Here is a 22507-nt window from a genome sequence, read left to right as displayed (position 1 = left end):
TCCTCCGGAGCAGCCCGCCCGACCCGAAGCACGAAACGGCATGGTTACGGCGACGGCGCTCGGCAGCTGGCCGGGGACCGATCCGGTCGAATCGAGCCGGGTAGTCCGAGGTGAGCTGGGCGACCCGCACCTGCCCTTCCTGGTTGAACTGCCGCAGCGCGGGCCGGGGGCCGACGCGCTCGGACGGAGCGCCGCCCTGCTTGTGGACCTTTTCGTGGATGTCCAGCCGCACGGCTGGCGCCTGGTGGAGCGCCCGGGCAAGGACCACCGCCGCGCGGTGTCCCTGCTGACCCAGGACCTGAACGCACTTGCCGACGTCGTCGGAGCCGAAGAACGCACAGGCGAGGCGTTGAAGATCTCCGTCCGCGGACCGCTCTCGCTTGCCGCGAATCTTTATCTGCACAACGGCGAGCGGGCGTTGTCCGACGCCGGTGCCCGCCGGGACATTCTCCAGTCCTTCACTGCCGGAGTGGGCGACTATGTGGCCCGCGCGTCGTCGTCGGCACCGGGCGCACGGATCACGGTGCAGGTCGACGAGCCTGACGCCGCCGCAGTCCTTGCCGGCGGGATCCCCACCGCCAGCGGCTACCGCACACTGCGTTCCGTACCGTCTTCGGAGGTATCCAGCGCCTGGCAGCAGGTCCGCGAGGCAATCGAAGCCGTCGGCGCGGACACTGTCTTCACCCTGCCCCGTGCGGAGGCATTCGGACCGCTGCGGCCCGGCGCCCGGTCACCGTTCGAGCTCGCCGTCGGCGCCGGAGCGCAGGGCGCGGCCCTCGCAGCCGACGGGCTGGACGCCCGCGACTGGGAAGGCATCGCCGAAGCCGTTGAAGGCGGACGCCGGATCTGGCTGGGCATCCTTCCGGTTCCCGCGGACGGAGCCGCACTGCCCCAGGTCACCGACCTGGTGGAACGGGTGCTGCGGCCCTGGCGGAAACTGGGGCTCCCGCAACAGGACCTGCCGGCGCTTCGCCTGGCACCTGCCGCCGGGCTGGCCGATATTTCACCGGAGGCGGCGCGGAAAGTCCTGGCCCGCCTCACGCAGACTGCGTCGGCATTGAACCAGGTGGTAGCCGAGGGGTAAACCTGCCGGGGACGGGTCCGCGCGGACCTAGGTCCGGCGCTCCCAGCGTGCCGGTTCGACGTCGGCAGGCAGGCCGCCGTCGAAATCGCGGCTGGCGTAGCTGAACGCGCCGTCGTACTCGAATACCGTGCCGACCTGCCGCTGGATGACCCGGGTGCGGATCCGGAACCGGTCCTGCTGTTCGTCCCACCACTGTTCCACCTGCGCGTCGGCACCGGCGAAGTCCGGCAGGGGCAGCCGCAGCGGACCGAGGAACAGCCGGCTTCCCGGGGAATTCATGTGCAGGTGGCCGTCGTCCGAGACCCGCAGCAGCAGGTTCGTGGCCAGGTTGCGGCGGCGGCCCAGATAGTCCGTCAGGACCCCGGGCCCGGTCAGCACCGTGGTGTCCTCGAAGGTCCGCTGCCGGCCCGGGAAGTCAAAGCGGCGGACCGCAGTCAGCGCCGGCCGGCCCCACGGGTCGCGATGCGGATAGTTGCGGATGGAGAAGGGGACGGAGGTCCCGTACTCCGGGAAAAAGGCGTTGGACACCGGAACCAGCGGCAGCAGCGGACGCAGCCAGGGCCGCGGGCAACCGGCGCGGAGAAAGACGCCGGTTCCTTCACCGAACCGGGCGGCGTCCGGGCCGAGGCTGAAATACGCCTGCAGCTGGGGCTGCAGGCGAAGGAACCCTGCTCCGAGGACCTGCTGGTACACCGAGTCCACGGCTACAGCCTTCCGGTGGCCTTGAGGCGGAGATACATATCAGCAAGTTTCGGAGCCAGCTCGTGCGGCGGCTCATCCACCACTTCCGCTCCCATCGACCGCAGCTGCGCGCTGACCGCAGCCCGGTCGAGGAGGGCCCGCTCGGCTGCCGCGGCACGGAAGACTGCCGGCGTTGTGCCTCCGCCGGAACGCAGCTCGTCCAGGCCGGGATCCCGCACGGAGGCAACCACCACCACATGCTTTTCCAGCAGCCGGGGCAGGACCTGCACCAGCCCCTCCTCGACAGCTCCGGAATCCAGTGCGGTGATCAGGACGACCAGGGAACGGCGGGCGGACACGGCGTGCACGGCTCCGGGCAGCAGGGAGAAGTCCGCTTCGATGAGTTCCGGTTCCAGCGGTGCCGCGGCAGTGACGAGCCGGCTCAGCAGGTTTTCCTTGCCGCCGGAGTCCACGCGCGCCCGGATCCGCCGGTCGAAGGCCAGGAAGTCCACCCGGTCGCCGCCGCTGCGGGCAAGCACGGCCAGGAGCAGGGTAGCTTCAATGCCGGTGTCCAGGCGGGGTTCGTCTTCGATCCGGGCGGCGGACGTCCGGGAGGTGTCCAGGGCAATGACCACCCGGCGGTCGCGTTCGGGCCGCCAGGTCCGCACCACGGTGTCCTGGCGCCGGGCGGTGGCACGCCAGTCGATGGAGCGGACGTCGTCGCCCCGCACATATTCGCGCAGCGAGTCGAATTCGGTCCCGGCCCCGCGCAGCTGTACCGAGGCGTTCCCGTCCAGCTCCCTCAGCCTGCGCAGTTTCGAGGGCAGGTGCCGCTTGGCATGGAAGGGAGGAAGCACCCGGATTTCTCCGGGCACAGGCAGCGTCCGCTGGCGGGCCGCGAGTCCGAAAGGCCCGAAACTGCGGACCGCCACATGTCCGCTTTTCAGGATCCCGCGGCGGGCAGGTTCCAGCACCACGTCCATGGCCCGGGCTTCACCGGCCGGAACGGCCAGGCGCTGCTGCGGGTTGCGGGCACCGGCGGAAGGCTGCCAACCGTCCCGGACCACGGCCCGCAGCCGGGCCTTGGCGTCATTGCGGACCACCAGGGTTCCCGCCGTCGTTTCGCTCAGCCGCACGCTGTCCGGCAGGCGCCGCTCCACGCGGAGCCGCCGCACGGGGGCAGCCAGCAGCAGGTCCAATCCGGCAGCGGCAGCCAGGAAAGCCAGCCAGAGCAGGATCGAGGCGGCACCGGGATAAAGCACCACGGGTACGGAGCCCAGGAGTGCCAGCAGGACAAAGCGGCCCGAAACAGCCATCGGGGCTACCGGGGAACCGGCACTGTGGCGAGGATGCTTCCCAGCACATCGTCCACATTGACCCCGTCCATCTGGGCCTCGGGCCGAAGCGCCACACGGTGCCGCAGGGCGGGAAGGGTGAGCGCCTTGACGTCGTCGGGAGTCACGAAGGCCCGCCCCGAGAGCCAGGCCCAGGCCCGGGCAGTATTCAGGAGGGCCGTGGCTCCGCGGGGGGACACCCCGAGCTGGAACGACGGCGCCGACCGCGTCGCCCGGACGAGGTCCACGATGTAGGCGAGGACCTCGGGCGCAACGGTCACCCTGGCCACTGCCTCGCGTGCCAGTTCCAGGTCCCGGGCCGAGGCGACCGGCCGGACACCGGCCGCGGCGAGGTTCCGCGGATCGAAGCCGCCGCTGTGCCGGCGGATCACTTCGATCTCGTCCTCGCGGCCGGGCAGGTCAAGGGTCATCTTGAGCAGGAACCGGTCGAGCTGGGCTTCGGGGAGCGGGTACGTTCCCTCGTACTCCACCGGATTCTGCGTTGCCGCAACAATGAACGGTTCGGGCAGGGGACGGGTGACACCGTCCACGGTTACCTGGCGTTCTTCCATGGCTTCCAGCAGGGACGCCTGGGTCTTGGGCGGCGTGCGGTTGATTTCGTCCGCGAGCAGGATGTTGGTGAACACCGGTCCCTCCCGGAAGGAGAACCCGGAGGAACGGTTGTCGTAGATCAGCGAGCCGGTGACATCGCCGGGCATGAGGTCGGGGGTGAACTGGACGCGCTTGGTGTCCAGGTCCAGTGCCGCGGAAAGGCTTCGTACCAGCAGCGTCTTGGCTACGCCGGGCACCCCCTCCAGGAGCACATGCCCCTTGGCCAGCAGGGCAATGATCAAGCCCGTCACGGCTGCGTCCTGCCCCACCACCGCCTTGGCAACCTCACGCCGGACCTGCGCCAGGGCTTCCCGCACAGGGTCCTCTCCCGGGGACGGGGGAGGCGCCGGCGCGGTGCCGTTGGCGGCTCCGGAGGCTGCGGGGGCGTAGGGCTCGTACTGCTGGCTCATGATGAAGTGGCCTCTTCCTCTAGGTTTTTCAGGTCCCGGGCCCAGCGCACGAGTTCCGCGCCGGTTCCGGGCAGTCGCTGGTTGAGCAGATGGTCGGTCTCGGAATAGCTGCGGCCGGATGCGTTCGCCGTCGCACGCGTGACCGTGTCAACGCCGGCTCCCGGTCCCACCCGCAGGTGTGCCGCCAGGCGCGTCAAGGCCGCCGCACGCAGGGTGGCGGCCGCATGGGCCACAGCCTGGCTGTCCTGGTACAGGCGGGCCCGGCCCTCAGCGGTCTCGGCCGCATGGACGATAACGGGCAGGGGTTCCTCCATCAGCGGGCCGAGCCTGCGTCCCCGCCAGAACGCAGCCGCGCAGGCGACCAGCAGGAGCCAGAACAGGAGCGGATTCACCCATGCGGGCAGTAGGGAGAAGGGATCGGCGGGCGCTTCCGAAGGGGGAACGTCGAAGGGGCCGGCCTGGTACCAGACCAGTGTGTCGTCCGCGCCGAGCGTTCGAAAGGCCAGTGCGGCGTTGCCCTCGCGTGCGACGCTTTCGTTGGCGATCAGGTCGGCGCTGCCAAGCACCACGGCGGATCCGCTCGTGGTGGCCGCGTAGGAACCCGCGGCGTCGGTGCCCTGGCTGCCGGGAGCCGGGAAACAGGTGACCGGACCGCGGTAGGTTTTCCCGCCGGCTTCAACGGCACCGGCGGCCTCCGCATCCCGGTTGCCGCAGCCGGCGTCGAGCCGGTGACGGTCGGGATCCTCGGGAAGGAGCCCGGCGGAACGGATCTCGGGGGCGAAATCCGCCAGTTGCTCAAAGGACGGTTCCACGAGCACTACCCGGCCGGCAGCATCGGCGAGGTCCTGGCGTTGTTCACCGGTGAGGAAGCCCGAGGGGTCAAGGAACAGCAAAGTCGCCCCGGGATTATCCTCAAGGGCGGCCAGCGCTTCCGCCATCGTCTGGTGGTGCTGTACGTCCACTCCCCGGTCCGCCAGGATTTCGGCGGCAGCCATGGCTCCGTCCGGGGCAGGGTTGGCGGGGGAGAGCGCAGCGGTGTCGTGGTCAGCGCGTCCCCAGACGGAAGCAACCACAACTGCGCAGAGCAGCAGCAGAAGCAGAAGCGGGACCCGGTGCCGGCGCAGCCAGGCCGTGAACCTGCCGCGGCTCCGGGGCTGCCCGGGCTCCTCATTGCCGCCGCTGGCTTCAAGGCCGCCGGCGGGCGCCGCTTCACTGGCGGCCCGGCTCACTTCGGCACCGCCAGCGACGGCGGTTCAGCCGATGCCGGAGTTGCCGGCCGGGCTGCTTCCAAAGCCGTATCAAGGGCGGCTGCGCGTCCGTAATCCGGTTCCGCGGCAACCGCCTTCCCGTAGAGCACCTCATCGAACCGCTGCTGGATCCAGGTGATCCCGGGGCGGTGGTCCGGGAAGGCGGCGGCCAGCCGGGTACCGGCTTCGGCAGCCGTTCGGGCCGGCCGGGCATCGAAGATGACCCGTTCCTCCGCCGAGCGGACCATCGCGCGGAAAGACTCGGCAAGGGCATCATTCCAGCGGTGCTCCGCGGCGGCCTGCTCCGCGCGGATACGGTGGTCGGTTGCCCGTTCCACGACGTCGTGGGCGAAGACCCCGGTCCGCTTTTTCACGGACGCATTCAACCGGGGGCGAATCACGAGAATGGCGACGGCCACCAGCACGACGGCGGCCAGGACCAGTATCAGGACTCCGGGACCCGCGCCGAGCCCGTCCGCATCCTCGAACAACTCGTTCAGCCACTTGCCGACCCGTGCCCAGAACCGGTCGAGCAGGCCGGGTTGGGCTTCTTCGTACACGCGCTTGGACAACTCTTCGCGCGCCCAGTCCCGCGCCTGGTCTGCATCGGGCTCGATCGGGGCTTCCCCGGCGGCGCCGAACCATGGGCGTGCTGTGGACGGCATGTCTACTTCATGCCCGCAGGGGGACCATGCGGCGTGTTCCGGGCCATGGGCACGGCATTCCGGCCGGGCAGGAAGTCGGAATCCTGTGCCTGCGGATTCTCCTGATCCTTCATCAAGGCAAGGTCGAAGCCTTCCCGGCGGATGCGGAGGTCGACATACAGCAGGGCTGTGACGGCACTTTGGAAGCCGCAGGCCACCGCGGTCAGGAGCAGGGAGAAGGCGAAGATCAGGACAACGCTGACGCCGATGAGGACGGTGCTGTCCGTCAGGGTGAGCATGCTCGCGGCGAAGGAGAGCGGGACCGTAAGGACCTGGGACAGGACATTGACGATCAGGCTCGTCAGGGCCATGATCCCGAAGGTGCGCCACCAGTTGCGCCCGGTGAGGCGCCAGGACCGCCGAATCGCAGGAAAGACACCGATACCTTCCAATACCAGTGCTGCCGGTGCGAGGGAGAGTTTCACCGAGACCCACACCACCGCGGCAACCACCGCGAACAGGGCCGGTATCACCACGAGCAGCCCGGCTGCACCGAGAGTATCGATGATCAGGTAAACCAGCACGGCGAGGACCGTGACGCCCACGGCGGCACCGGCCAGCATCAGTAAGGCGAGGCCGGCAAGCGGACCGAGCGATCCGCGCGCCAGCCGCCAGACCTGGCCGAAGCCGGTCCGCAGGTTAAGGATGGACCGCACCACCGGAAGGACCAGGAGGCCCTGGACAATCAGTACCCCGGCCAGGGAGAGGCCGCCGAGGGTCGAAACCGCCCCGACGACCGTCCCCAGGACCGGCCCTGTGACTTCTCCGCTCGCCGATCCGCTCTGCAGCCACCCGTCTACGGAGACGAAGAAGCCCGCACCCAATCCGACAACCAGCAGCGTTATGACGGCCTGGACTACAAACGCGTTGCCGAAGGCGGCCAACGCATTGCGGCGGCACGCCTGGAACGCGCCGTCCAGGATTTCACCCAGTCCTAGGGGACGCAGGGGAATGATGCCCGGTTTGGGCGGCGGCGTGTAGCCGGGCTGGGGGAGGGGGCCGCCCCGGTAGGGATTGGGCTGCTCCCAGGCGGATGCCGGGGGCGCGTACCCCGGTGCGGCGGGTGGCTGTGTCCACGCATTACCCTGCTGCTGCGCCCACGGGTTTACCGGCGGCTGAGGTAATCCGGGTGGCGGGGGAGCCTGCTGCGCCCATGGATTTACGGGCGGTTGCGGTATTCCGGGCACGGGCCCCCCGGCGCCGTCGTTCTGCGCCGTGGTTTGCTGTCCGCTGTCCGGGCCGCTGTTGTTCCGGTTGTTGTGTTCTTGCTCGCTCATCCTCAGCCGTTCCCCCGCAGGCACTAGCGTCTATTTACCTCGACTATAGTGACGCTCCGCCCAAACAGCACCCGGCGAGCCGTGGCGGGAAATGTGTCCCTTAGGATGATAGGGATTAACCTAGTCGGCTTTAACGCCGGGGGAGCGGCAGTCGATGCTGCTCCGGGCGCGCAGCGGCGCGTGAGTCAAGCAGCGGAAACAGGGAGCTATGAAGGCACGCATACTGGTCGTAGACGACGACGAAGCACTCGCCGAAATGATCGGTATCGTGCTGCGCAACGACGGGTTTGAACCGGTGTTCTGTGCCGACGGTTCCTCCGCACTTGAAGTATTCCGCAACAGCAAGCCGGACCTGGTGCTGCTGGACCTGATGCTTCCCGGCATCGACGGCATCGAAGTGTGCCGGCAGATCCGCAGCGAGTCCGACACCCCCATCGTGATGCTCACCGCCAAGTCCGACACGTCCGACGTCGTGCGCGGCCTCGAATCCGGCGCCGACGATTATGTGCCCAAGCCCTTCAAGCCCGCCGAACTGGTGGCGCGCGTGCGTGCCCGGCTGCGCCCGGGCGACCAGAAATCGCCGGAGACCCTGCGGATCGGCGAAGTCTCCATTGATGTTGCGGGCCATTCCGTGACCCGGGGCAGCGACAGTGTTTCCCTCACGCCGCTGGAATTCGACCTGCTCGTGGCACTGGCACGCAAGCCCTGGCAGGTTTTCACCCGCGAGATGCTGCTCGAACAGGTCTGGGGGTACCGCCACGCCGCCGACACGCGGCTGGTGAATGTGCATGTGCAGAGGCTCCGCTCAAAGATTGAACGCGACCCCGAAGCACCCGAGATTGTATTGACGGTGCGCGGTGTCGGATACAAAGCGGGTCAGAGCTAAGTTGCCGGGGCTCCTGGCCGGGATGGCCGGGAAATCCCCTAAATTGGACATGGCCCTGCAGGGCCTGGCGCACCTGCGCGATTCCTTCCGGCGTGCCACTTTCCATCGGATCGCCCGCCAGTGGCGGAGGTCCCTGCAGTTCAAGACAGTCGTTTCCACGCTCCTCCTGGTGGCGCTCGCCGGCGCGGGGATCGGTGCTTTCCTCTCCCATCAGATTGCCGATTCCCTCTATGAAGAGCGGCTGACCCAGTTCCGGACCGAAGCGACGGCCGGTCTGTCCAAGGTGAAGGACAACTTCCGGGACACCGCCGCGAGCGACCGGGAGGGTACCGACCGGCTGGTCATGGACACCCTTCCGCTGCTGGAAGGGCAGGGTGCAGACGCTCAGCGGACCTATCTGCTCACCCCGTTGCCGACCCAGGACCCCCTGTATGTCACGTCCTCGGTGAACAGCGGAACCATCACCGCCAGCGGCATTCCCGTGGCCCTCAGCGACGCCGTTATTGCCAGCGACGCCACAGCGTCCGAGACGGATTACGTGTTCTGGTCTCCGCTTGAGCTCGCCAACGGAGAGCCCGGCATTGCGTTCGGCACCAAGGTCACACTGCCCCCGGACAGCTCCGAATATGCCCTCTACCTGATCTATGACCTGCATTCGATGCAGGAGACGCTCGACGACATCCACCGGATTCTCTGGATTGCCGGATTCCTGCTGCTTGCCATCAGCGGCACGATCGCGTGGATCGTAGCCAAGGCCGGACTGGGTGCGGTCAGCGATGCGGCAGAGGTGTCGGAGAAGCTGGCAGCGGGGGAGCTGCAGGAGCGCATGGAGGTCAAGGGCGAGGATGAAGTTGCACGCCTGGCGGCGTCGTTCAACCGCATGGCCGGCACGCTCCAGGACCAGATCACCCAGCTGGCTACACTGTCGCGTATGCAGCAGGTGTTTGTTTCCGACGTGTCCCACGAGCTGCGGACTCCGCTCACCACAGTGCGCATGGCCGCGGAGGTGCTCTACGAAGCACGCGACAGCTTTGATCCGATGTACCGGCGCTCCACCGAACTGCTGTATCACCAAGTGGAACGGTTCCAGGCGCTGCTGGCGGACCTGCTGGAGATTTCCCGGTTCGACGCCGGGGCGGCCGCGCTCGATTTGGAACCTACCGATGTCTTCCATATTGTCCGTGACGTGATTGACGCCACCGAGCCGCTCGCCAACAACTGCGGCTCCGAGGTGGTTGTGGTCTCCAAGGAGGCGAGCTGCGTTGTGGACGCCGACCCGCGCCGGATCGAACGCATCCTGCGCAACCTGCTGGTGAACGCATTGGAGCACGGCGAAGGAGAACCCATCGAGATTGCGATAGCAGCTTCCGAGGATGCTGTGGGCATAGCGGTCCGCGACCATGGCATCGGGATGACCGAAGAGGACGCCGACCATGTCTTCGACCGCTTCTGGAGGGCGGATCCGGCACGTGCACGTACCACGGGCGGCAGCGGGCTGGGCTTGTCCATTGCCACCGAAGACACACGGCTTCACAACGGCTGGCTCGAGGCCTGGGGCGAACCGGGAAACGGATCCTGCTTCCGCCTGACGCTTCCCCGCCGTCACGGTGCAGGCTTTGAATCATCCCCGGTGCCGTTGTCTCCCCGCGAGGTCGTTGCCGGACCCCTGGCGCTCACTGCTGCGGCTCCGGCCCGGGAAGAGGAAATTGATGCCTACTAAGCGGAAGGTGCTGCCCCAGGCACGGCGGGGACGGGCCGGACGGATGCTGGTCCTGTGGCTCAGCATCGTCCTTGTCCTGGTCGGCTGCTCCTCGATACCCACCGTCGGACCGGTAGGCACGGCATCGGCGGAGAACAGCGGGGAAACGGGCGAGGATGCGGTTTTCTCACCCGAGGGTCCGGCCGAGGATGCCTCGCCGCAGGACATCATCCGCGGCTTTATGGACGCAGGTAAGGGCGCCGCCGACGATTACAGCGTGGCCCGGCAATTCCTGGCACCGGAAGTGGCGACTACATGGTCCCCCACGGAACGGGTGACCATTTACCGGTCCTCACGCATCGTGGCCATGCCGGAACCGGACCTGTTCCAGATCCAGCTGGAAGTGCAGGGGAGCGTGGATTCCCGGGGCATCCGGACGGACGCCCCGGAGGGCAGCACCGAAGCATTCCCCGTCCGGCTCGAAAAGGTGCAGGGACAGTGGAGGCTCAGCGCCGTCCCCGACGGGATCATCGTGTCCCTCGCCAGTTTCCCTGCGATCTTCATCGCCCATAACCTCTACTTCTATTCGAGTGACTACCAGTACTGGGTCCCGGATACGCGGTGGTTCATCCAGCGGGCCGGCATTGCCGCCAACATCGTCAAGGAACTCCTGGTAGGCCCGGCTCCGTACCTCCAGGGCGCAGTCCTCAGCGCCTTCCCTGCCGGCACCGCATTGGCACGCGATGCCGTTCCGGTGGCCTCGGGAGAGGCTGTCGTGGACTTCGCACCCGAATCGCTGCGGGACTCCAGCGACCGGAACCGCCAGCAGATGGTGAAGCAGCTTGAGCAGAACCTGCGCGGCCTCAACAACGTCACCTCCGTGAGCATGACAGTGGACCAGCGGGACGTTGACCTGGGCAAGGGCAGCGGCGAGCTGCAGTCCGCCGTGGCCGATCCGTCCGCCGGAGCCACCCAGATTGTGGTCTATCAGGACGAACTTGCCTACTACGCCGACGGTCCCGAGCCGATCGGGGATATTCCCTCAGTGGCGGAGTACGGCCCCCGGCATCCCGCCATGTCGGTGGACGGATCGGTCATCGCCTTCCTGAACAGCCAGGAAAACACGCTGCTGGTGACGGGAACCGGACAGGACGTTTCCGTGGTGGCCGAGGCCGAAAGATTTACGGCCCCCAGCGTGGATCCACGCCGATGGGTCTGGACCTCCCAACCCACGGGCACCGGATCCCAGGTTCTCGCGATACCGCCCGGGGGAAACAGCAGTTCCGCGGCCGTGCTTTCCGCGCCGTGGCTGGAGGGTCAAACCGTGACTGAACTGCGGATATCCCGCGATGGTACGCGGGCATTGGTGGCGGCGAACCGGGACGGACGCAGCGAGGTCATGATTGCCGGCGTCGTGAGGTCACCCGAAGGTGTTCCCGTCTCCCTCACGGTTCCGACAATTCTTCAGGTGCCCCCGGAAGCGGGGGCCGTGGACCGGGTCAAATGGGCCTCGGAAGACACAGTGGTTGCGGTGCAGTCCGGTGCCGAGGAAGCCGCGCCGGTAATCCTCAGCACAGCACGCGTTCCGGATCCGCTTTCCGTGAAGGAAGGAATTACGGGACTGAGCGCAGGAAACGGCGCTGAAGACATTTTCATCCAGACCTCAGAGGGCATCTTCAACAAGGTCGGCAGTAGCTGGACGCTCCGGACGGAAGGAATCCGGGACCCGGCTTTCCCGGGGTGATGCAGCGCTCCTGATTTCCTCCACAGCGGCCTGATCGAGCCAATCGCCCGGTTGGATGTCCCCGGGCGGGCGGCACCGCCGCGCGTTGGGTCCGCGCCGGCCCCATCGTGGACGGATGGATATGCCGAACCGGCAGCTGGACCGGCTGCTTTACTCCCCGGCGGGACAGGGAATCGCCGCGGCGGTGTCCGGCTTGGCCGCCGGGCTTGCGCCTGTGTCATGCGTGGCCTGCGGAGCGCCGGATCATTCTTTGTGCAGGATCTGTGCGGCGGGGATCCGGCGCGGCACGCTGCATCCGTATTCCGCGCAGGAAGGTGCCGGCGCCCTTCCAGCCGCAGAACCGGGAGCTCCGGTCCCCGGCACTGGTCCGGGTCTCTTTGTCCCGCTGCCGGTCCTGGCTGCAGGTGTGTATACAGGCGGGCTCGCGCGGACCCTCCTGGCTTTTAAGAACCGGGGGCACACCGACCTGGCCGGGTTCCTGGCCCCGGCCCTGGCCGGAGTCCTGCAGGCCGCGGTAACGGATGCACGCAGAAGGGCTGGGGATATTCCACTGCTGCTGGTTCCGGTTCCCGGCACGGGCGGCTCGCTTCGCAGACGCGGCTATTTTCCGCTGGCACTGTTGCTGGCGCGGCTCCGGCGCCGGCATTTGCTGCCGGCCGGCTGTGCCGTGGCTTCCCTTGTGTCCATACCTGCCGGGTACGGCCCTGCGGGCACACGGCTGCGGAGCCGCGGGGGAGGACCGGCCGGCGCGTCCGGCCCGCAAAAGGGACTTGGCCGCAACGCGCGGCGGCGCAACGTCCGGAACACCATGACCGCCGGTCGGCCCGGAGGACTAACCGGAGTCAACTGCCTGGTGGTTGATGACGTGCTGACCACGGGAGCCACTATTGCGGAGACGGCACGGGCACTGCGCCGGGCCGGCGCCCGGGTAGAGGGTGCCGCCGTCCTGGCAGCCACACCGGCCCCGGCACGTAACACAAGTCCCGCAGACCCTGCCGTTCCGGGGCCACGTTCCATGGACGTCGGAAACGGAAACGAGGGACGTGAATAAAGCTCCACGGTGATCTAACGTGTTGAGTATGGATAGCTTCAAGTAGCGGGGCTATCCTGCGGCAACGGTCGCGAAGGCAATCTGGCAGCGGCCGTTGTTGTGTCACCGAAATCTATTGGAGGGCACCATGGAATTCATGATCAGCGGACGTAACGTTGCAGTCTCAGACCGGTTCCGCGAGTACGCCGAAGAGAAAATCGGCAAAGTGGAGGCGCTCGGCGACAAGGTCCAGCGGGTGGAGGCCAGGGTCACGAAGCAGGGCAACGTCCGGGACGCAGACAGCGCCCTCACCGTGGAAATCACGGTCACCGGCCGCGGTCCGATTGTCCGTGCCGAAGCAACATCCGGAGACAAGTTCGCGGCGTTCGACCTCGCGTACGGAAAGCTGCTGGAACGGCTGCGTCGGGCAAGCGACAGGCGCAAGGTGCACCACGGGCGCCACGCTCCGGTGCCCGTCCGGGTTGCCACCGCTGATCTTGGTCCCGTGAGCACCTCGGAGCCGCTCTACGCGCAGGTCGCGGCGGCCGCCGAGGAACGGGCCAACGATGAGAACGCCCAGAACACAGCAGAGGAAGACGCCACCGGCGACTGCCCCGTATTGATCCGGCGCAAGGTTTTCCCGGGTGCCCCCATGAGCCTTGACGACGCCGTGGACAATATGGAGATGGTCGGCCACGACTTCTACCTGTTTGTGGATTCCGCAACCGGCGCGCCTTCGGTGGTGTACCGCCGGCGGGGCTGGACCTACGGGGTCATCACCCTGGACTCCAAGTGCGCAGACGGTGCGGAAGAGCCGCGGGAAGAGACCCGCGGCTACCGCGTAGCGGAAACCCCCGTGGACGACCGCGCCACCGCCTGACCACCCACCGACTAGACCGTCCAGCCGGACGGCTCCCCTAGGATGAGGGGATGAAAACCCGGCTCTCGCTCCGACAGGCCCGCCGTACGGCGCTGGCGGCGCAGGGACTGGCTCGGGAACGGCCCGCCGGCCTTATCACCGCAAGGCAGGTGGGCCGTACCTTTGAGCGGCTTGCCCTGCTGCAGATCGACTCCGTGAATGTGCTTGCCCGCAGCCACTACCTCCCGATCTTTTCCCGGCTCGGCCCCTACGACCAGGCAATCCTGGACCGGCTGGGGACCCGGCGGCCGCGGCGCATGGTCGAATACTGGGCCCACGAGGCAAGCTTTGTCCGACCCGAGCTCTTTGCGGACCTCCGCGCGGTCCAACGGCGGACCTGGATGACCGCCCATTCCCTGCCTTCCCCGGTTGCCGAAGACCTTCGTGAACGTATCCTCACGCTTCTGCAGACCGAGGGCAGGCCGTTGACCTCCCGCCAGGTCATGGACCTCCTCGGCCACAGCGCCGTGCGGGAGACTACCGGCTGGGGGTGGAACTGGAATGCCGCCAAGCGCGTGCTTGAGGATCTGTTCGCCGCCGGACAGATCGGATCCGCCGGGCGGACCCCGCAGTTCGAACGGTTGTATGCCCCGACTGCGCTGGTCCATCCTGCAGGCGCAGCGGCGCTGGAACAATCCGATCCCGAGCAGGCAGTGCTGCGCCTGACCGAGGTCGCAGCCCGGGCCCACGGCGTCGCGACGGTTCGGGGGCTTGCCGATTATTTCCGTCTGCAGCAGCGTGAGACGGCCATCGCTGCGGAGGTCCTTGCAAGGAAAGGCATCCTCGAGCGGGTGGAGGTGGCGGGCTGGCAACGGCCGGCCTACCTGCACGCGGAGGCGGTGGTTCCGAGGTCCGTGTCCGGCCAGGCGCTGCTGAGTCCGTTCGATTCCCTCATCTTCGAGCGGCGGCGGCTCGAGGAACTGTTCGGCTTCCACTACCGGATCGAAATCTATACGCCGCCCCAGGACCGCCGGTTCGGCTACTATGTGCTGCCGTTCCTGCTGGGCGAGGAAATGGTGGCCAGAGTGGACCTCAAAGCGGACCGCGCCGCGGGTATGCTGCTTGTTCAGGCAGCCTTTTCGGAACCGGGAGCACCGCCGCAGACGGCGCGTCAACTCGCTGCAGAGCTGCGGCTCATGGCACAGTGGCTGGGGCTCGGGCAGATAATGGTGAAACCCGTGGGAGACCTGGCTCCCGCCCTGAAGCTGGCAGTATGCAGGGAATAAAGGTCTTTAGGGAACAACGGACCTTCACGGTACGTCTCTCACGTAGACTGAGGACGCCAGATTTCGGCAACTAGATTGGGAGCAAATCAGTGGCATCACTACTCGAACGAGTTCTTCGTACCGGCGACAAGAAGACGCTGAAGACACTGCGTAACTACGCCGACGCGATCAACGTGCTCGAGGATGAGTTCAAGGGCATGACCGATGCCGAGCTCAGGGGTGAAACGGATCGCCTCAAGGAGCGCTACAACGGCGGTGAGTCCCTCGACGACCTCCTTCCCGAAGCGTTTGCCGCTGTCCGTGAGGCTGCCGGGCGTACGCTCGGCATGCGGCACTTCGACGTCCAGCTGATGGGCGGCGCCGCCCTGCACCTGGGCAACATTGCCGAAATGAAAACCGGTGAAGGCAAGACCCTGGTGGCAACGGCCCCGGCCTACCTCAATGCGCTGACCGGACGCGGCGTCCATATCGTCACGGTGAATGACTATCTCGCGGAGTACCAGTCGGACCTGATGGGGCGCGTTTTCCGCTTCCTCGGCATGACCAGCGGCTGCATCCTCTCCAACCAGGACCCCGCGACCCGGCGCGAACAGTATGCCGCCGACATCACGTACGGAACCAACAACGAGTTCGGGTTCGACTACCTGCGCGACAACATGGCCTGGAGCGCTGCCGAGCTGGTCCAGCGCGGCCACCACTTTGCCATTGTCGACGAAGTCGACTCCATCCTGATTGACGAAGCCCGTACGCCGCTGATCATCTCCGGTGCGGCCAGCGGCGACGTGAACCGGTGGTACACCGAGTTCTCCAAGGTCGTCCAGCGGCTGAAGCAGGACACCGACTATGAAGTGGACGAGAAGAAGCGCACCGTCGGCATCCTCGAACCGGGCATCGAGAAGGTCGAGGACTACCTCGGTATCTCCAACCTGTATGAAGCGGCCAACACGCCGCTGATCGGCTTCCTGAACAACGCCATCAAGGCCAAGGAACTCTTCAAGCGGGATAAGGACTACGTGGTCCTCAACGGCGAGGTCATGATCGTCGACGAGCACACCGGCCGCATCCTGGCCGGACGCCGGTACAACGAGGGCATGCACCAGGCCATCGAGGCGAAGGAAGGGGTGGTCATCAAGGCCGAGAACCAGACGCTCGCCACGGTCACCCTGCAGAACTACTTCCGCCTCTACGAAAAGCTCGCCGGCATGACCGGTACGGCCGAAACCGAAGCCGCCGAGTTCATGAGCACGTACAAGCTTGGCGTGGTGCCCATTCCCACCAACAAGCCCATGGCCCGCATTGACCAGGCGGACCTGATCTACAAGAACGAAGTGGCAAAGTTCGACGCCGTGGTGAAGGACATTGCCGAGCGACACGCCTCAGGCCAGCCCGTGCTGGTCGGCACCACCAGCGTGGAGAAGAGCGAGTACCTTTCCAAGCAGCTGGCCAAGGCCGGCATCCGCCACGAAGTGCTGAACGCAAAGAACCATGCACGTGAAGCCGCCATCGTCGCCCAGGCGGGCCGCAAGGGAGCGGTCACTGTGGCTACCAACATGGCCGGCCGCGGCACCGACATCATGCTGGGCGGCAACGCCGAGTTCAACGCCATTGCCGAACTGGAACGCCGCGGACTGGACCCGAACGAAAACCCCGAGGACTACGAGGCCGCCTGGCCGGATGCCCTGGAAAAGGCACGGACCGCCGTCGCCGCCGAGCAGCAGGAAGTAGTCGAACTCGGCGGACTTTACGTCCTCGGCACCGAACGCCACGAATCCCGCCGTATCGACAACCAGCTCCGCGGGCGGTCCGGACGCCAGGGCGATCCGGGCGAATCCCGGTTCTACCTCTCGCTCACCGACGACCTGATGCGGCTGTTCAACTCCGGTGCAGCCGAACGGATCATGAACAGCTCGTCCATGCCCGACGACGTGGCGCTGGAGTCCAAGCTGGTCTCCAAGGCGATCCAGAACGCGCAGGGACAGGTTGAGGGCCGCAACGCCGAGCAGCGCAAGAACGTCCTGAAGTACGACGACGTCCTGAACCGCCAGCGTGAAGCGATCTACGGTGACCGCCGTCGGATCCTGGAAGGCGACGACCTGCAGGAAAAGATCAGTTTCTTCCTGGAGGACGTGGTCACGGCGATGGTCAACGAGGCAACCGCGGAGGGCCACGGAGATGACTGGGACCTCGAGCAGCTGTGGACCAACCTCAAGACGCTTTACCCGATCAGCCTGACCATCGACGAAGTGGTTGAAGAAGCCGGCGGCCGGTCCCGGCTGTCCCGCGACTTCCTGCACAACGAGATCCTTTCCGACGCGAAACTGGCCTACCAGGCACGCGAGGAAGCCCTCGGCTCGGCCACCATGCGTGAACTGGAGCGCCGCGTGGTGCTCTCCGTCATCGGCCGTAAGTGGCAGGAACACCTCTACGAGATGGACTACCTCAAGGAGGGCATCGGGCTGCGGGCCATGGCACAGCGCGATCCGCTGGTGGAATACCAGCGCGAAGGATTCGTTATGTTCCAGACCATGATGGAGGCCATCCGCGAGGAAAGCGTGGGCTACCTCTTCAACGCCGACGTGCAGGTCAGCGAACCTGCCGCCCCGGCAGCGAACGGGTTGCCGGGAGTCAAGGACGCCCGCGGCGTCGTCGGTACCCCGGTCATCAAGGCGGCGGGACTCGAAGCTCCGCAGCAGCCGGCCAGCCTGCAGTTCACCGCGCCGAACAGCCAGGGCGGGGTGGAGACCAGGGTGGAACGGACGTCCCGCGACAAGCAGGACACCAAGACCGCTCCGGCGGCCGGCAGCAAGTCCGCCGCGAAGAAGGCCAAGCGCCGCAAGTAAACCCGCGTTACCGGGGGCCGGTTATCCGATCTCCAGGGCAGTAACCTTCCAGAGCCCGCGCCGCAGCTGAACCCTCAGCGCAACGGCGCGGGCTCTTTCGTGTTCCAGTGCCACTACCGTGGCCTCGTAGATTCCTTCCGACACCGGGCAGAGACGGCAGGAGCGGATGCGTATGCTGCGGTGCAGCAGCTGCGGATCGGGTGCCGTCCTGGACCGCCCCTGGGGATTGTGCTGCAGCCCGCGGACGAGGTTGGAGCGCAGCTGCAGCCGTTCGTAGTTTTCGGGGTCGAGCCAGCGGGCCATCTGCTGCAGCGGACGGACACCGCCCAGGACCTCGAGTGCGGCGAGTGCCACGGATTGGCAGATGGCTTTCACCCGGGCATCGTCCGCGGGGTTCGATGCCCAGTTGGCGGCTCCGGCGGCGGGACGCGGCAGCGGATCCGCTTCGCCGGGGACCCCGTAACGTTCGCGCGGCCTGGCGGGAACGGGAGCTGGAAGCAGCTCCTGTGAAGGGGCCAGATAGACGGCGATGGGCCCCGCATCGCCTTCGGCGCCCGGTCGGCCCGGTTGCGCCGGTCCGGCCGGGGCATCGGGAGCGGGAAGGAATATCACGCTGGTCATGGTGCGTCCTTTCCTTGCGCGGGAGCGGTGCGGTTGGTGGATTCCGCCGGCGGACTGGTGCGCTGGAACAGCGCCGGACCGTGGACAGCGGGGGAGAAGTTCAAGGAGGGGGGACGGCCAGAACCTGGCCGGGATGGATCAGGCCGGGATCCGGTCCAATGACCTCGCGGTTCAGTTCGTACCAGCGGGGCCAGAGGGCGGCAGTCTCCGCGTCCGTGGCCTGGGGGCCCAGTTGCGAAGCGGCCAGGGACCACAGGGTGTCTCCCGCTGCAACCACGACTTCGCGCTCGTCCGGCCGAGGAACCCCCGTGAGTAGGCCGCCGGCCGCAGGCTGCGGGGGCGAGGGACGCCAAAGTGGAGAAACGGCTTCCGCAGGATCAGGCTCCGGAGGAGTGGATTGCGCGGCATCCGGTCCAACCGGGATGCCCGTGGGGGCGAACGCCGGTGCAGGTGTCCCGGATACCGCTGCCGCGGTTGCGACGGCCACCGGCACCGTTCCCAACGTGCCGCCGGCGGCCAGCGAGATTCCCAGCGCGGCTGATGCCAGCCGGCGCAGCGGTGCCGGGGCCAGGGAGAGGGTCCGCGTGCCGGCCGTCCGGAACCCGAAGCGGTGCAGGAGGCACCCGGCCAGGGCGCAGGCAAACCCCAGGATCCACCAGAGCGTGAGCAGCAGGCCTGCGGCGGCGGCGCAGAACCCGGCCAGCCGGGTCAGCGAGGCCCGGGAAAGCGGAGCTTCGGAGAGCGGACCGGGGGAGGACAAGACTGAACCTGCGACGGCGACGTCCGGCAGCATTCGGGTTCCGCACCACAGGAGCAGCAGGCCAAGCGCTGCTGCGGCTGCGGTTGCCAGTGCATCCGCAGCCAGCCCGGGGCGGGAGGTGGAACCGGTCATTGCATTCTCCGATCTGGAGAGGAGAGCTGAGGTACTCGGGGAATCTAGCCGTTTAGGCCTATTTGGTTCATTTCGCTTCGATTGGTGAACTTTGATGGCGCTAGAGGTTTTTTAGTGCTGTCTGGCCTGTGTGATGCCCGTGTCTACACTTCGGTTCGACCGGTGTCCAGAGTGGTTGACACGCGTCGTGGACGCTAGCCTTGGGCGATGCGATGGGACGCCCTTTTCAGGGACATGGAGGCGCAGCTGGCCGCAGCCGCCGGGCTGGCAGCCGAAAGCGAGATTTCAGACCGTGTGCGGATGGAACTGCGCGAAGTCAGTTTGCAGGACAGGCTGCGCAGCCAATGCGGGAAGCAACTGGTCTTCGATCTCGGAACAGCAGGGATGCTGCGGGGGATCCTGAGGCATGTGGGGGAAGGCTGGGTGTCGCTCGAGCAGGAACGCGGTGCAGCTTTGGCGGTGTTGTCCCAGGTGGTTGCCGTCAGGGGCCTGGACCGATTTGCGAGTCCGACGGCCGGGAACGTGCGGCTGGGGGTGACGTCAGCACTGCGCAGCATCGCCCGGGACCGCAGCGCCGTCGTCGTCCGTTCCGCCGGGGCACCGGCTGACAGCGCCCTGCACGGGACAATCGACAGGGTGGGCAGCGACTTTCTGGAGCTGGCGGCGATACCGTCCGACCAGCCGCGGCGCAGCGCAAACGTCACGGGTGTCCATGTCCTGCCAACGGCCACGGTGGCCGCGGTGCTGTCACAACAGCACAACGGGTGGGAGTGACCGGGTCCCGGAGCGGGCGAAGCAGCCTGCGCCTGTTCAGCTCCCCGCGTTCTCCTCCACCGGGATACCCTGCCGCACGGCCGCAGCGGACTTCCGGTAGGCCCGGGAAATATAGTCTTCGAGCTGCTGCGACTCGACCCGCCACTGGCCCCTTCCGCCGATCTGAATGGCGGGAAGTTCTCCGCTGCGGACCAGGGCGTACGTCTGCGAGGAGGATATGTTCAGCACCTCGGCGACATCTGCCAGCGTCAGGAATCTCTTATCGCCCACGGCACTCACCTTTCGCACCGCACCACTGCGGCTTGCACCCGTTGTATACCAGCACCACCAGTGTGGCACCAGCAGGAAGCAGCGGATGGGTTATCCACAGATCCGACTTTCCTGACAACCACCGTTTCTTTCCCGCTGCGCTTCCTCCACAATGACCCGAATGAGGCCCCCGGCGCGGGGCGAGGGGAGCCTGGAGACAAGCCAAGGCGGAACGCAATGGGGATTGCAGTGGAAAACGGGGGAGCATGAGTCTGACTGACCACCGCACACCGGGGGCGGAACCGGCGGCCGCACGGCTGCGCAAGCCGTCATGGCGGGACCCGCGGCTCCTGCTCGGGATCCTGCTGGTGCTCGGGTCCATCGCCGGCGTCGTGACGCTGGTGGACAGCGCCGATCGGACTACGGACGTCTATGCCGTGAAGCAGGATATTCCTCCGGGGGCGCCTATCAGTGCCGAAGACCTGGTTGCGGTGCCGGTCCGGCTGGGTAACGCCGAAGAGCTTTACCTTCCCATTGCCGCGGGCCTGCCGGAGAACGCCGTAGCGGGTGCAGCGCTTCGGCAGGGGGAACTGGTGGCACGGTCCGCACTGGTCGAACGGGACGCGCTGGACCGCAAGCCCGTCGGCCTGCGGGTCGAGGACCCGCTGCCCGCCAGCACCGAGGCAGGATCACGCGTGGACATCTGGGCGGCCATGCCCAATGCCCGTAACGGATTCGACGAGCCGAAGCAGCTGATCGAAGCGGCCGAAATATCGGAGCTGGCCGTCACCGAGTCCGCCCTGGGCGCCAACCGCAGTACGGAGCTCCTGGTCCTGGTTGACGATTCGGACCTCCCGCTGCTGCTGAGCGCGTTGTCCAACCAGGCCAAGATCACCGTGGTCCATAACCCCGCATCAGGCTCGTGAACATCCCTGTCGCTACGGTGGGGGCCGCTACCGCCGGTGTCCTTGACGGGCTGGAACGCCTGCAGGGACCTGTCACGGTGGTGCGGCGGTGCACCGAGCTGACGGAGCTCGTGGCCGTGTCGCAGAGCGGGATCGTGCGTGCCGCCGTCGTCGTCGACGAGGCCGGGGACCTCACGGCGGCACTGGCGGAACGGCTGGCGGCGGCCGGGGTGGCCCTCGTGGCGCTCACCGACGATCCTGTGCTTCAACCGCGGCTGGACGCCCTGCGGATAGTCAATGCCCCCAGCGGAGTTGACCCGGGTGCGCTCGCCGAACTGATTGCCGCTGCCGTCCGGGCGTTGGACCAGGACGTGGAAGGCGGGGCTCCGGCAGGCCGCAACGCGCTCGCCGACCCTGCCGCGGCATTTGGGGCCGGCAGCACGGGACCGGGACCGGCAGGCGCCGCGGAACCGGACGGCTGCAGGGGCACCGTCACCGCTGTCTGGGGTCCGGCAGGAGCACCGGGCAGGACCACGCTGGCCGTCAACCTGGCGGCCGAAGCGGCTGCTGCCGGCGCGGAGGTGCTCCTTATCGACGCAGACACCTACGGCTCCAGCGTGGCGGTGAGCCTCGGCCTCCTCGACGAATCCGCCGGAGTGGCGCAGGCCTGCCGCCTTGCCGACCAGGGGCTGCTCGACGACGCCGCGCTGCGCAGGCTTTCGGCCAGCGTCTCCCTGCGGGGGCAGCGGCTGGCAGTGCTTACCGGTATCACCCGCTCTGACCGCTGGGTGGAACTGCGCCCCGCGGCGCTCGCGGGCGTCCTCGATGCGGCGCGCCGGGTTGCCGACCTGACCGTCGTGGACTGCGGATTCTCCCTGGAAACAGATGAGGAACTGAGCTTCGACACCATGGCCCCGCGCCGCAACGCCTCCACCCTGCTGGTACTCGACGCGGCGGACACCGTCTACGCCGTAGGTGCCGCCGACTCCGTGGGAGTTCCCCGCCTGGTCCGGGCCCTGTCGGATCTGACCGCGGCGGTTCCGGCCGTCGAGCCGCGGGTCGTGTTGAACAAGGTCCGGGCCTCCTCCGTTGGACGGCAGCCCGAAAGCCAGCTGCGCGGAGCATGGGAAAGGTTCGGGCCGGGAGGGGAAATCGCCGCTTTCCTTCCGGCCGACTACGCCGCCGCCGATGCTTCCCTGCTCTCCGGGACCGCGCTGCTGGAAACCGCGCCGGCGTCGGTCCTCCGCGCGGCCATAGCGGAGCTGGCAGGCGTGCAGGTTCCCCGGCGCCGCCGCGGCGCACGCAGGACGGGGGCAAAGTGACCTTTGGCGCATTCGCGGCTAGGCTCGATAAGAAGAGGCTGCAACGGGGCA

20 protein-coding genes are annotated in these 22507 nt (G+C 67.3%); 11 read left to right on the top strand and 9 right to left on the bottom strand.

The annotated features are described in order from the left end of the window. Positions 1-40 precede the first annotated feature (40 nt). Positions 41-1084 carry a hypothetical protein gene (locus tag N2L00_RS11440; protein WP_255764737.1) on the top strand — a complete coding sequence of 348 codons (1044 nt, stop codon included), beginning with the start codon at positions 41-43 and terminating at the stop codon, positions 1082-1084. 27 nt (positions 1085-1111) lie between these two features. Here the strand turns inward: N2L00_RS11440 and N2L00_RS11435 are convergent, their stop codons facing one another. Genes N2L00_RS11435 through N2L00_RS11410 form a run of 6 tightly spaced genes read right to left on the bottom strand, consistent with a single transcriptional unit; the run spans position 1112 to position 7349 of the window. Beyond that, complete coding sequence (locus tag N2L00_RS11435) at positions 1112-1786, bottom strand: DUF4166 domain-containing protein (protein ID WP_255764736.1); 675 nt, start codon at positions 1784-1786, stop codon at positions 1112-1114. Between the two features lie 2 nt (positions 1787-1788). Next, on the bottom strand, positions 1789-3081 hold the full coding sequence (locus N2L00_RS11430) for a DUF58 domain-containing protein (RefSeq protein WP_255764735.1): 1293 nt from the start codon (positions 3079-3081) through the stop codon (positions 1789-1791). A gap of 5 nt (positions 3082-3086) precedes the next feature. Further along, positions 3087-4121, bottom strand: coding sequence for a MoxR family ATPase (locus N2L00_RS11425; protein WP_255764734.1), 1035 nt, complete (start codon positions 4119-4121; stop codon positions 3087-3089). Further along, entirely contained in the window at positions 4118-5350 is a 1233-nt protein-coding gene (locus N2L00_RS11420; RefSeq protein WP_255764733.1) for a DUF4350 domain-containing protein, read from the bottom strand. The genes N2L00_RS11425 and N2L00_RS11420 overlap by 4 nt, the downstream gene beginning before the upstream one ends. After that, positions 5347-6033: a DUF4129 domain-containing protein gene (locus N2L00_RS11415; protein WP_255764732.1), complete on the bottom strand. Its 687-nt coding sequence runs from the start codon at positions 6031-6033 to the stop codon at positions 5347-5349. The genes N2L00_RS11420 and N2L00_RS11415 overlap by 4 nt, the downstream gene beginning before the upstream one ends. A gap of 2 nt (positions 6034-6035) precedes the next feature. Further along, positions 6036-7349, bottom strand: coding sequence for a hypothetical protein (locus N2L00_RS11410; protein ID WP_255862708.1), 1314 nt, complete (start codon positions 7347-7349; stop codon positions 6036-6038). Between the two features lie 208 nt (positions 7350-7557). Between N2L00_RS11410 and mtrA the strand changes: the two genes are divergently transcribed. The 7 genes from mtrA (at position 7558) to secA (ending at position 17693) form a co-directional block, all read left to right on the top strand. Beyond that, positions 7558-8235, top strand: a complete 678-nt coding sequence (gene mtrA / locus N2L00_RS11405; RefSeq protein ID WP_227918371.1) for an MtrAB system response regulator MtrA — start codon at positions 7558-7560, stop codon at positions 8233-8235. A 49-nt stretch (positions 8236-8284) separates the two neighbouring features. Continuing rightward, a complete protein-coding gene (mtrB, locus tag N2L00_RS11400) occupies positions 8285-9955 on the top strand; it encodes an MtrAB system histidine kinase MtrB (protein WP_255764730.1) in 1671 nt (556 codons plus the stop codon). Continuing rightward, the gene (locus tag N2L00_RS11395; RefSeq protein ID WP_255862709.1) at positions 9945-11678 is read left to right on the top strand and encodes an LpqB family beta-propeller domain-containing protein; all 1734 of its coding nucleotides are present in this window, start codon (positions 9945-9947) and stop codon (positions 11676-11678) included. The genes mtrB and N2L00_RS11395 overlap by 11 nt, the downstream gene beginning before the upstream one ends. 55 nt (positions 11679-11733) lie before the next feature. Next, the gene (locus N2L00_RS16170; RefSeq protein WP_312847297.1) at positions 11734-12729 is read left to right on the top strand and encodes a phosphoribosyltransferase family protein; all 996 of its coding nucleotides are present in this window, start codon (positions 11734-11736) and stop codon (positions 12727-12729) included. Between the two features lie 127 nt (positions 12730-12856). Further along, on the top strand, positions 12857-13588 hold the full coding sequence (gene hpf / locus N2L00_RS11385; RefSeq protein WP_255764726.1) for a ribosome hibernation-promoting factor, HPF/YfiA family: 732 nt from the start codon (positions 12857-12859) through the stop codon (positions 13586-13588). A gap of 50 nt (positions 13589-13638) precedes the next feature. Further along, a complete protein-coding gene (locus N2L00_RS11380; RefSeq protein ID WP_255862711.1) occupies positions 13639-14853 on the top strand; it encodes a winged helix-turn-helix domain-containing protein in 1215 nt (404 codons plus the stop codon). Between the two features lie 89 nt (positions 14854-14942). Continuing rightward, positions 14943-17693, top strand: a complete 2751-nt coding sequence (gene secA / locus N2L00_RS11375; protein ID WP_255862712.1) for a preprotein translocase subunit SecA — start codon at positions 14943-14945, stop codon at positions 17691-17693. 21 nt (positions 17694-17714) lie between these two features. Here the strand turns inward: secA and N2L00_RS11370 are convergent, their stop codons facing one another. After that, positions 17715-18314 carry an Rv3235 family protein gene (locus tag N2L00_RS11370; RefSeq protein WP_255764721.1) on the bottom strand — a complete coding sequence of 200 codons (600 nt, stop codon included), beginning with the start codon at positions 18312-18314 and terminating at the stop codon, positions 17715-17717. 100 nt (positions 18315-18414) lie between these two features. After that, the gene (locus N2L00_RS11365) at positions 18415-19206 is read right to left on the bottom strand and encodes a LysM peptidoglycan-binding domain-containing protein (protein ID WP_255862713.1); all 792 of its coding nucleotides are present in this window, start codon (positions 19204-19206) and stop codon (positions 18415-18417) included. Between the two features lie 207 nt (positions 19207-19413). Between N2L00_RS11365 and N2L00_RS11360 the strand changes: the two genes are divergently transcribed. Then, the gene (locus N2L00_RS11360; protein ID WP_255862714.1) at positions 19414-19980 is read left to right on the top strand and encodes a hypothetical protein; all 567 of its coding nucleotides are present in this window, start codon (positions 19414-19416) and stop codon (positions 19978-19980) included. A gap of 36 nt (positions 19981-20016) precedes the next feature. Here the strand turns inward: N2L00_RS11360 and N2L00_RS11355 are convergent, their stop codons facing one another. After that, a complete protein-coding gene (locus N2L00_RS11355; protein ID WP_227918361.1) occupies positions 20017-20250 on the bottom strand; it encodes a helix-turn-helix domain-containing protein in 234 nt (77 codons plus the stop codon). A 245-nt stretch (positions 20251-20495) separates the two neighbouring features. Between N2L00_RS11355 and N2L00_RS11350 the strand changes: the two genes are divergently transcribed. Then, a complete protein-coding gene (locus N2L00_RS11350) occupies positions 20496-21155 on the top strand; it encodes an SAF domain-containing protein (RefSeq protein ID WP_255862715.1) in 660 nt (219 codons plus the stop codon). Continuing rightward, a complete protein-coding gene (locus tag N2L00_RS11345; protein ID WP_255862716.1) occupies positions 21152-22456 on the top strand; it encodes a chromosome partitioning protein in 1305 nt (434 codons plus the stop codon). Before N2L00_RS11350 ends, N2L00_RS11345 begins: the two co-directional genes overlap by 4 nt. The last annotated feature ends 51 nt before the right edge of the window (positions 22457-22507 follow it).

Origin of the sequence: Arthrobacter sp. zg-Y1171, from assembly GCF_025244845.1 — a bacterium.
Classification (GTDB): domain Bacteria; phylum Actinomycetota; class Actinomycetes; order Actinomycetales; family Micrococcaceae; genus Arthrobacter_B.
The sequence above is the reverse complement of the archived record's forward strand: the minus strand, read 5'-3'. Positions and strand labels throughout refer to the sequence as shown.